This is a genomic window from Paenibacillus sp. CCS19 (assembly GCF_033239625.1).
Taxonomy (GTDB): domain Bacteria; phylum Bacillota; class Bacilli; order Paenibacillales; family Paenibacillaceae; genus Paenibacillus_T.
In genome coordinates this window covers 48,228-58,537 of record NZ_BTCK01000019.1, presented here as the reverse complement: position 1 = coordinate 58,537, position 10,310 = coordinate 48,228, and the positions used below count along the sequence as shown (strand labels likewise).

Here is a 10,310-nt window from a genome sequence, read left to right as displayed (position 1 = left end):
TCCTCCCCCAGAAACTATTCGTTAGTTGCGAGAAGCCTTTGCGATAAATGTTCGGTCACGGCGTGAATGGTTGGATAATCCCAGAGCAAGGTCGCTTGTATTGGAATGCCGAGCCAGTCCTCCAAATCGCCAACAAAGGTGATGACATGCATAGAGTCGATCCCGAAGTTGGTGAAAGGATCGTTCGGATTGATTTCGTCCTCATCCAGATTCGTAATCTGGGCGATCTGGGTTGTAATCCAGCTCGTTATCTCTTCGCTCGTTAAGCTGAGGCGGCTCATAGACGGATTCGTCATGCGTAAGTAACTCCTTCCGATTTGAGAGATTTGGCAAATTGAATAGGCACGATTCCGAATGACTGTTCATCTAGCAGCCTTCGTTCCAGCTGCTGTGCAATAAGGTCGATGGACTGCGAACAGATGAGGGTTTCATTGAACAACAGCTTGCGAAGCGCCTTCTCCAGCCACAATCCTTGTTCGAAGAAAGCGTCGATGCGGTCCCGGTTGAAGTGCCACATGTAGAAGCAAGTCGCTGCGGTGTGCAAAGTAAAATAACGTTTGGCGTAATGCAGCTGTTTAGCGGATTTATCCTTCAACTGCCGAGCTTCGTCATTGAAATCGGTTTGAAGCGCTTGATATTGCTTCTGCAGCTCCCGAAGCAAGCTATTGAGCTCAGCTGATCGATCATGCTCGGTTTCAATTGTTGGAAGCGAAGCTAAGGTGGTCTCGATGAATTGAAGTGCATAGTTGAAGCCGTGGCTGTGAAGCTCGATGCGATCGGGGTTGATGAATTCCGTAATGGGTTCGTCCAGCGTGAAAATCTGGCTCATTACGCGCTGTACATGCGGTTGATCGAGCGGCCTGTCTCTAAATAATTGCTTCAACTGCAAGGCAACGCCATGCAATTGGGAGTGGGACCCGCCCTCGAATACATTGATAATGGGCACATCGCGGTAAATTTTCTGGAACAACCCCCATTGCAATTCCTCTCTCAGAAAGAAGCGCGAACCGAGAACCGATACAAGCCGGTGAATACTAGATTCCAATAGAGTAGGGACCATATATTTCACAATCGGCGACCATACGCTGATCTGATCGGTATTGAAATGCCAAGCGCGCATCGTCGCTGTTGTCAGACAATCGCAAATATAGATGTCCAGCAGGACGTCCGCCATAATGGCTCGGGCATTCTCGATCTCATAGAGGCTCTTGCCATATAGCTGTCTCTCCTTAGCGAATGAGAGCGTCGTACGCAGAGCGGTGTCCGCAGCGCCAAGCATAAGTCCGGCGCACAGCGAACGCGTAATGAGTGTGCTTCGCGTAGCTAATAGAAGGCCATCGCCTTCTTGGCCGATCAAGGTATCTTTAGAAACCTTACAGTTGTCAAATGAAATGCCGCTGAGGTCGTGAGCGCGCAAGCCTAACGTTTTGATTTTGGGCAGGTGATGGTACTCGTCGGCGTTAAGCTCCGGCTTGTTGATGAATAACATGGAGTGGCCTCTTGGCCCTCCGCCCGGAGAAGTTCTGACATAAAGCGATAGCGCATCGCTTCGCGTTGCGTGACCGACGGTCCATTTGTACCCATTCAATACATAATCGCTCTGGGAGCGGACGGCCGCCAGTTCATTGGCCAGCAGATCATGCCCGTGTTCTTTCTCCGAAAGCGCGAATCCCAGCTTCTTATGCTCCGACAGCAAACGAGCGACGAGCTGCTGCTGCTCTTGTGTACCTGCTAGCCACACGGGAATGGAGCCGAGCAGGCAGACGCCATTGGCCACTGCAACGGTCAGATCCCGCCGCGCGATCGATCTGCTCAGCGCCGTCAACTGCTCCAGCGATACGAGCCTGCCGCCTGCGAATGTCGGAATATGATATTGCTGATACCCCCAACGATTGATTACATCGAACAGCTCTTGCGGGTAGGTTTCTGTTTCATCGTGTTCAAGCACGTTCCGATAGGAGAACAAGTTGTCCGAGTCGTTAGGATCGCCGAGGTGCCGTTCCAATTGCTCAACGATTTCGTATTGGCGAAGCCGAGTCCTCAAGGGTTCACCTTCTCTCGTTCAGGAGTTGCTGAAGGCTGTACCCAATCCTCAACCACTCGATTGCGAATAACGGCGAGCAGGGCGGGAAGGGTTTGGTCTAGGAATAACGATTTGCATTGCTTTCGTTGAATTTTGCCGCTCGTTGTTTTCGGGACGCCTCCGGGATTGCAAATAATTAATCCATAGAGCTGAAGGGAGTGCTCCTCCGCTATTATCGCCCGCACTGCTTTCACAACAGGCAGTAAATCTTCTTTGCGGAACTGCTTCTCGATTTCGACGACGACGACGAGCTGTTCATCCTGCTGCTCATCCAGAACCGAGAACGCTCCGCAGGCATCTTTATTGAGATTGGGGTGGCTATGCACGACACTCCATTCGATGTCGTTCGGATAATGGTTCTCTCCGCGAATCATTATGATGTCCTTCAACCTTCCTGCAATGAACAGCTCGCCGGACTGCTTGAAGCCAAGATCGCCAGTCCGGAGGAACGAGACACCTTCTTCGCCTGCAATTCGAGCGCGGAAGGTCGATTCCGTAGCCTCGGGGCGATTCCAGTAGCCCTGCGCAACCGCGGCGCCCGCCATCCAGATTTCCCCTATTCGATCAGGCGGACATACGATCCCGCTATCGGGATCAACGATTTGCAGGTTAAGCTCATCGCTGATCGGGCCGCAGTTGACCAGCTCCGTCAGCTCGTTTACATTCGGGCCTGCCAAGAAGTCGTCAGAGGCGATGACGATTCTGTTCTGGAGCAATGGCTTCTTATGCACGATAAGCGACTTCGGCGCTTGGTCGGATTGTGCTCCAGAAACCATCAGCGTAGCTTCGGCAAGACCGTAGGATGGACAGAATGCTTCGCTGCGGAAGCCTGCACGGGCAAACCTATTGATGAAATTGCGGGCCGTCGACATCTTGATCGGTTCTGCCCCGCACAAGGCGTGCGTAAATGCGGATAGATCCAGTGCATCGATTTGCTCTTCTTTAATTTTTCTGGCGCATAGGTCATAGGCGAAATTAGGCGCAGCCGTGATGTTGCCTTTATGCTTCGAAATTGCATTCAGCCAGGTGATCGGACTTTGAAGGAATGTAACAGGGGATAACAGGACGCAGTGAAATCCGTTGCATGCGGAGCTGAGCATCATTCCGATTAGCCCCATGTCATGAAATAAAGGCAGCCAGCTGACGAATACCCCTTCAGCGGGGAAGCGATATGTATTTCTCATCATTCGGATATTCGTCATGATGTTATCGTGCGTCACCATGACGCCTTTGGGAGAAGAGGTCGAACCAGAGGTGTATTGCAGGAAGGCCAAGGTGTCAGGCTCGCAAGGGTGAATATCGAACGAATCGAGCTGCTGCACGTCCTCATCCACCGTTGGCGTTAACCAGACCGTATCCTGCTTCAGGTATTCCGAGTTTCTGAGCTTCAGGCTGTTGAGAACGTTAGGCGATGTTACAACGATGGCTGCTCCGGAATCATCCAGAATGGAGTCGAAGCGAGCGTCCTTCTTAGACGTTCTGGGAGGATATACAGGTACGGCTATAGCTCCAGCCATCAGACATCCGAAGAAGGAGTAGATGTATTCCAAGCTGCTATTATAAGCGATAATAACCCGCTCGCCGGCTGCGCCGTGTTCACGGAGCGTACGGGCAACGGAATAAGAGCGTTCAAACAGCTGCTGATAAGTAATCGTTTCTTCAACTTCGCTGTCCATAAACGTGAAAGCCTTATCATTTGCTTGGTTGTGAAACCGTTCCTCTAGCACCTGCGTGATAGTTGGCGGTAGTTGAAGCATTAGAATGTAAATTCCCTCCTTCTATTCAAATCGTTTTGAGCATTTGCGAGCATGGAGACATGGATGGATTGCACGATGTCAGAGAGGTAATCGTGTATGAAGAAATGGCCGCCTTCGTATGGCTTGTATGCGAAGCGATTGTCTGTATGGGCTGCCCATTGGGCTGCATCCTGATCGCTTACAGTAGCGTCCTGCATACCTCCGAATACGTGAATCGAGCTTCTGAGCTTCAAGAAATTGACTCGCGGCTTATAGTTCGAGCAGAGCATGAAGTCGGCTCGAATCGTCGGCAGTATGATGTTGAGCAGCTCCGGCTGCTCCAGAATTTCCTTAGGCGTTCCGCCCAAATCGCGAAGCTTAGTCATGATATCGTCATCGCTGTACGACCGCGGTAATGATAACCAGCCGTTGGAATGGGGAGAACGGCAAGCTCCGATGAACAAGTGCTCGGAGTAGAGTCCATGCAGGTTTTGTAAATAATAAGCAAGCTCGTAGGCGATAATCCCGCCCATGCTGTACCCCATAAAGCTGAATGGGCGCTCAAGCATAGGAAGGATCTGAGGGGCCAAGCTCTCGATGAGGTTATGTACATGCAAGAAGGGTTGTTCGAACAGCCGTTCATCTCGGCCGGGCAATTGGATCGCCACGACATCGATATCTGGAAGCAATGCGCTCCACCTTTTGTAGAAGGAAGCGCTGCCACCGGCGAAAGGCAAACAAAACAAGATCGCTTTCGCGTCAGGTTTAGGCAAATAAGAAGACGAAACCCATTTATTCTCCAAGGCACCACCCCTCCTGTCAGTATCTTTTTTTAATACTATATTTTTCTTTTTTGGAAATCAATATAATTTACAACTGTTATATAATTGGTAAATGATTGGTTGGTCCGAACATCGATTGGATAGCGTTCAATAACTTTCGGACCATGTGAACGAATATAAATATTGACAACGAACATTGTGGGAGGTAAAAGTATTAAGTGAGCAATTTACCACTTTTTGATTAATTTGTCGAAATTATGAAGAGAGAGGTCGCGATCGGAATTTGATTAAGAAAGGCTGCTGGATCTGCTCAGCAAGTGTACTCGAACTATAGTTGGGGGGAATTTGATGATGTCGGATTGGATCGATCTGTCGTCCAATCAACAGCGTATTTATACCTTAGCGCAGCAATCGAACAACTGCTCGTTCGTATCCCGATGCGTCATACGATTGCAGGCGAGGCCGAATGCGGACAGGCTGGCCGCAAGCATAAGCAGCGTATTGTCTTTATATGCCGTAGGAACGGGACATTCATTCGAAATTATGAAAGCGCCTTTATCGCATCTGAAGCAAGAAGCGATCTTCTCCGCGTCAGAGCAGGATCGACTGGATCCAAGGGCTCCTGTTCTTCGTTCGAGATTAATGATCGCAGAACCGGATAAGTGGTACCTCGCATTAGAGATTTCTTCGCTCTACGCCGATAAGCTGGGGCTGCGTGTCTTGGCTAAAGCGATTATCGAGCAATATGCCGGCGATTGTCCGAGCGAAGTCGAAATTGCGAATCGGCCAACCTATGCGATGGTCGCGGAGTGGAAGAACACGTTATGTTCCGATGTAGAGGGAATGCATGCAAGAGCGTTCTGGCGGAACCTGATGGATGACTGCGAACAGAGCTTGAGCTCTGCGGCGGCAGGGGAATCGTTCATCTCCGAGGCAATCGAGCTGCCGCTGCCGATCTCAACGTGGCAAAGCATGGATAAGCTGTGCCGCGCTAATGGCTGGAGCAGCCAGTCTTTCATATGGTCTTGCTGGCAATCGTTGATATGGCGTGCTAGAGGACGATATGAGGAACATAGCGGTCTGGTCGTTTCGGGGCGAAATTACGCGGAGCTGCTTTCCATCGTCGGTCCATTGTCTGCTTGTGTGCCAACAAAGAAATATGACCTCCAATCCCTTCGTTTTAACCATCTCGTATCCCAGCTGGAAGCGGATCTGTCGGAATTCGAACAATTCCAAGAATACTTTTCTTATGACAAATTTTACGAATCGACGGCCTATATTCCCATTCAGTTTGAATATGCTCAAGATGTCGACCCTCAGTGGGAACAAACATACAACGTTATGATCGTAAGCGAACAGGAGCTGTCGGATCGATTCGAGTTGAAGCTCGAGTATATCGATTCCATGCATAGACCTGTCATTCGGCTCCATTATAACAGCGGCAATCTGTCCTTGGGCAGTGCCCAAAGTTACATATCTTGTCTCCAGACGTTGATTATTCATGCGATTGCTAATCCCAATCAACCGATTGAGGAGCTCGAATGGTTGGATGATGAAGAAAAGCAGCGCATTTTAAAGGATTTTAACCCGTCGGAATCGCCGATCGTGGGCCTTTATGCCCATGAGTGGTTCGAACAGGCTGCAGCGGAAATGCCTGATCATGTTGCGATCATGTTCGGCGAAGAAGAGATTACCTATCGAGAGCTGAATCAGATGGCTAACCGGTTGGCGCACTGCTTAAGAGCGAAAGGCGTCACTACGGACACCTTGGTCGGGATTTACATGGAAAGAACGCCTGAATTGATTATAGGAATTCTCGGCGTGTTAAAAGCTGGCGGCGCGTATTTGCCTCTAGAAACGCAATACCCACCGGAGCGGCTCGCGTATATGCTGGAGGACTCGGCATGTCCGATCGTACTTACATCAAGCTCCGCGAGTCTTAATCCTCCGGCAGGTAATCACGAAATCGTTCGCGTCGACGTGACCCAGCTGCAAGATGGACCTCACGACAACTTGAAGATTCTTATCGATGACAAGGATCTTGCTTATGTCATCTATACATCCGGTTCGACCGGCAGGCCGAAGGGGGTCATGATTGAGCATCATGGTCTTCGCAATTACTTGTCCTGGTGTTCGCTTGCCTATAGGAGCAAGCATCGTAATCGTTCACCTGTGCATTCATCGATCGGATTCGATTTGACCGTAACCAGTTTGTTCACTCCCTTAATCTCGGGTGACGCATTGCACTTGGTTGTTGGCGATGATCCGCTGAGCATTGTCGATGAGCTTGCACGATTAAGCGGATTAGGACTAGTAAAGATTACGCCAGCGCATCTTGAAATATTGTCACGAATGCTTCCCGGCGATAAAGCGGCGAATTGGGCGGAAACGATCGTTGTCGGCGGCGAGCAATTGTACGGAGACAATCTAAGCTTCTGGCGGGAATACGCACCTAACACCGTCATCGTGAATGAATATGGACCGACAGAGACCGTTGTTGGCTGCTCCGTCGCTTCCTTCAGCGCGGAAGATCGGCAGACCGGCCCCTTAACCATCGGCAGACCTATTCCCAATATGAGAATCCACATTCTCGATTCTAAGCTTAGGCCTGTGCCGGTCGGGGTAGTGGGAGAGTTATATATCGGCGGGGTTGGCGTGGCGCGGGGGTATTTGAACCGAGAGGATTTGACGCGGGAACGTTTCATCGCAGACCCATACGGGCCGCCTGGCTCGAGATTGTATAGAACGGGAGACCTAGGCAGTTATAGGCAGGATGGCCAACTCGACTATCATGGACGAATGGATGACCAAGTGAAAATTCGCGGCTATCGAATCGAGCTGCAGGAGATCGAGGCTGTCGTCGTTGCATTCCCGGGCATTCGCGAGTGCGCCGTATTCGTCGATGAGAGCAACGGCGGGGATAAGTCGTTGAAGGCCTGCTTTGTTCCGGTCCATCATCCTTATGCCCAGCTTAACGACCTCCTCGCTTACTTGCACGCCAACCTGCCCGGCTATATGGTTCCGATTCAATGGGTATCGCTCCCTCGACTGCCGCTTACGATTAACGGCAAGGTTGACCGCAGCAAGCTTGTACAGCTTGCTCGTGAGCATCAAGCTGCGGAAGTAATGCCTGCAGAAGAACGAACACTGACGGAGGAAGCGTTAGTTTCCCTATACAGAAACCTCCTTGGCAAAGAAGCGATCAGTATTACGCAAAGCTTCTTCGAGCTTGGCGGCAACTCGATCCAAGCGATTCAGTGCGTTTCTCGCATACAATCCATGTTCGGCGTCGAATTTCCGCTGCGCGACTTCTTCGATTACCCTACGATTCGGCAATTGTCTTCTCATTTGGACCAACTGCTGGAGCAGCAGCTTGCGTCGGAGCTTGAAGGTCTGAGCGAAGAAGAGGTTTTGGCATTGCTGAAGGAAGCTGAGGATAGTCCTATACGCTGATCGCTGCGGGACCCAATTCTTCCGCTGCAGGTAGCGCTGGCTTCCAAGCCAAAGGGCTGCTTGTATCCGCGTGGGATAAAGCAGCCCTTTGATAGCATTATTGATTCACGATTACAGCAGCCTTACATTCCTAAGTTCACATAGCTCTCTCATTCGTTTGGGCCATACGGAATGTTGAACCTCGCCGATATGCGCTTTCTCCAGCAAGAACATACACAAGCGGGATTGACCGATTCCGCCGCCGATCGAGTACGGCAGACGACGTTCAAGAACGGCCCGATGGAAGTTAAGATGAATGCGGTCCATATTGCCGGCAAGCTCTAACTGCGACAGCAGCGCTTCTTCATCGACGCGGATGCCCATGGAGGAAATTTCGAAGGCGGATTGCAGCAGCGGATTCCAGACGACGATGTCGCCGTTCAACTGCCAATCGTCATAGTCGGGCGAGCGTCCATCATGCTTCATTCCCGATTTCAACGCCCCTCCGATTTGTCCGATGAACACGGCTTTGAATTGTTCGGCAATCAAATCTTCTCGCTGCTTAGGCGTTGCATTCGGATACCGGTCTTCAAGCTCCTGCGTCGTAACGAAGGTGATATGCTCTGGCAGCTTATTGCTGAAGAGAGGATAGTTCCGATTAATCTCGGTTTCGGTCTCTTTCATGCACTCATAAATGATACGAACTGTATCGTGAAGTTTGTTCGAATGCCGCTCGCTCCTGTCGATGACTTGCTCCCAGTCCCACTGATCGACATAGATCGAATGAAGATGGCCGACCTCTTCGTCTTTCCGAATGGCTCTCATGTCCGTAACCAAGCCCGTGCCTGGCGCCATGTCATACCTGCCGAGGGCCGTTCGTTTCCACTTCGCCAAGGAATGAACAATCTCGAGCTTCTCGGAATCAATGTGGGATGCTTGAAAGCTTACAGGAGCTTCGATACCGTTCAACTGATCGTTGACGCCGGTACCGCTTTCTAGAAATAAAGGGGATGACACGCGTTTCAGGCTCAGTCGGCGTGCGAGATTCTGTTCGAAGTTCAGCTTCACCAGATGGATAGCATCGTTTACTTCGGTCAAGCTCTGAGCGGAAACATAGCCCTCCGGAAGAAGCTTTTGTTCAGTTAGCATGAATGTAATTTACCTCCCATATTTTATATAATTTGTAATTCATATCTAGAATAGTGCAACGTAAATGAGAAAACAACATGTCCTGCAAATTTATTTTCATTAGTTTAATTTGTTAAACTCAATTCATAAATGGAGGGATTCATAATGTCATCAACAATGTCGATGAACATCCGCACGTATTTCTTGAATGAGGGACAACGCTTGCCGCTCGTTGTTGAACCGCTGGAGCCTAATATCAATGCGGTTGAATGGGCAGTGGACAATAAGGACTGGATCAGGAATCAATTGGCGGAATACGGGGGCGTATTGTTTAGAGGGTTCCGCGTAAAGGATGAGTCGGTATTCGAACAAATGATACATGGGCTTTCGGGCGAGCTGCTTGAATATAAAGAACGTTCGTCACCTAGAAGCCAAATCGCCGGCAATATTTATACATCAACCGACTACCCGGCGCATCAACGCATTTTCTTCCACAATGAAAACTCCTACGCACATGCCTACCCGATGAAAATTTCCTTCTACTGCAAAACCCCCGCTCTCAAATGGGGAGAAACGCCGATTGCCGACGTCCGCAACGTATACAAGCGCATTCCCGAGCCTATTCGCACGAAGTTCGAACAAAAACGAGTGCTGTACATTCGTAATTTCAAGCAAGGCGTAGGGTTGTCCTGGGAATCCGTGTTCCAGTCCTCGGACCCTAAGGTTGTCGAACAATACTGCAAGGATGCGGGATACGCTTTTCAATGGATGCAGGACGGCGGCTTGCGCGTCGCGCGAACAGGCCCCGCAGTAATCGAGCATCCGATTACGAAGGAGCCGCTCTGGTTCAATCATGCCGCGTTCTTCCATGTTTCCACGCTGGACGAGAGTATCCGAGAAGCGCTGCTGACCATCTATAAGCCGATCGAATTGCCGAACAACACTTATTACGGGGACGGAACCGAGATCGAGCCGGAAGTTCTGGATCTGATCAGGGAAGCGTACGATGCCGAGTCTATTAAGTTCACATGGGAGCTTAACGACGTGCTGCTGCTTGATAATCTAATGGTCGCCCATGCCAGAGAACGGTTCGAAGGTCCGCGCAAGATTCTGGTGTGCATGTCGGAATTAACAAAGGGCTAGAAGCGG

7 protein-coding genes are annotated in these 10,310 nt (G+C 50.3%); 2 read left to right on the top strand and 5 right to left on the bottom strand.

Annotated features, from left to right (window positions below; all coding sequences use genetic code 11):
* Positions 1-14: 14 nt before the first annotated feature.
* The 4 genes from SBI19_RS14805 to SBI19_RS14790 are packed head-to-tail and all read right to left on the bottom strand — an operon-like array spanning position 15 to position 4,622.
* Positions 15-296, bottom strand: a complete 282-nt coding sequence (locus SBI19_RS14805) for an acyl carrier protein (protein ID WP_317969458.1) — start codon at positions 294-296, stop codon at positions 15-17.
* The gene (locus tag SBI19_RS14800; RefSeq protein WP_317969456.1) at positions 293-2,044 is read right to left on the bottom strand and encodes an acyl-CoA dehydrogenase family protein; all 1,752 of its coding nucleotides are present in this window, start codon (positions 2,042-2,044) and stop codon (positions 293-295) included. Before SBI19_RS14800 ends, SBI19_RS14805 begins: the two co-directional genes overlap by 4 nt.
* A complete protein-coding gene (locus tag SBI19_RS14795) occupies positions 2,041-3,840 on the bottom strand; it encodes a fatty acyl-AMP ligase (protein WP_317969454.1) in 1,800 nt (599 codons plus the stop codon). The genes SBI19_RS14800 and SBI19_RS14795 overlap by 4 nt, the downstream gene beginning before the upstream one ends.
* Positions 3,840-4,622, bottom strand: a complete 783-nt coding sequence (locus SBI19_RS14790; RefSeq protein ID WP_317969452.1) for a thioesterase II family protein — start codon at positions 4,620-4,622, stop codon at positions 3,840-3,842. Before SBI19_RS14790 ends, SBI19_RS14795 begins: the two co-directional genes overlap by 1 nt.
* A gap of 327 nt (positions 4,623-4,949) precedes the next feature.
* Here SBI19_RS14790 and SBI19_RS14785 point away from each other — a divergent pair, with 327 nt between their 5' ends.
* Positions 4,950-8,054 (top strand): non-ribosomal peptide synthetase, encoded by a 3,105-nt coding sequence (locus tag SBI19_RS14785; RefSeq protein ID WP_317969450.1) that lies wholly within the window; start codon positions 4,950-4,952, stop codon positions 8,052-8,054.
* A 111-nt stretch (positions 8,055-8,165) separates the two neighbouring features.
* Here the strand turns inward: SBI19_RS14785 and asnA are convergent, their stop codons facing one another.
* Entirely contained in the window at positions 8,166-9,182 is a 1,017-nt protein-coding gene (gene asnA, locus SBI19_RS14780) for an aspartate--ammonia ligase (protein ID WP_317969448.1), read from the bottom strand.
* Between the two features lie 144 nt (positions 9,183-9,326).
* Here asnA and SBI19_RS14775 point away from each other — a divergent pair, with 144 nt between their 5' ends.
* Entirely contained in the window at positions 9,327-10,304 is a 978-nt protein-coding gene (locus SBI19_RS14775) for a TauD/TfdA family dioxygenase (protein ID WP_317969446.1), read from the top strand.
* Positions 10,305-10,310 lie beyond the last annotated feature (6 nt).

Coding starts and splice junctions, on each gene's coding strand:
- SBI19_RS14805 (WP_317969458.1), bottom strand. CDS start 296: ATGACGAATCCGTCTATGAGCCGCCTCAGCTTAACGAGCGAAGAGATA.
- SBI19_RS14795 (WP_317969454.1), bottom strand. CDS start 3,840: ATGCTTCAACTACCGCCAACTATCACGCAGGTGCTAGAGGAACGGTTT.
- SBI19_RS14785 (WP_317969450.1), top strand. CDS start 4,950: ATGATGTCGGATTGGATCGATCTGTCGTCCAATCAACAGCGTATTTAT.
- asnA (WP_317969448.1), bottom strand. CDS start 9,182: ATGCTAACTGAACAAAAGCTTCTTCCGGAGGGCTATGTTTCCGCTCAG.
- SBI19_RS14775 (WP_317969446.1), top strand. CDS start 9,327: ATGTCATCAACAATGTCGATGAACATCCGCACGTATTTCTTGAATGAG.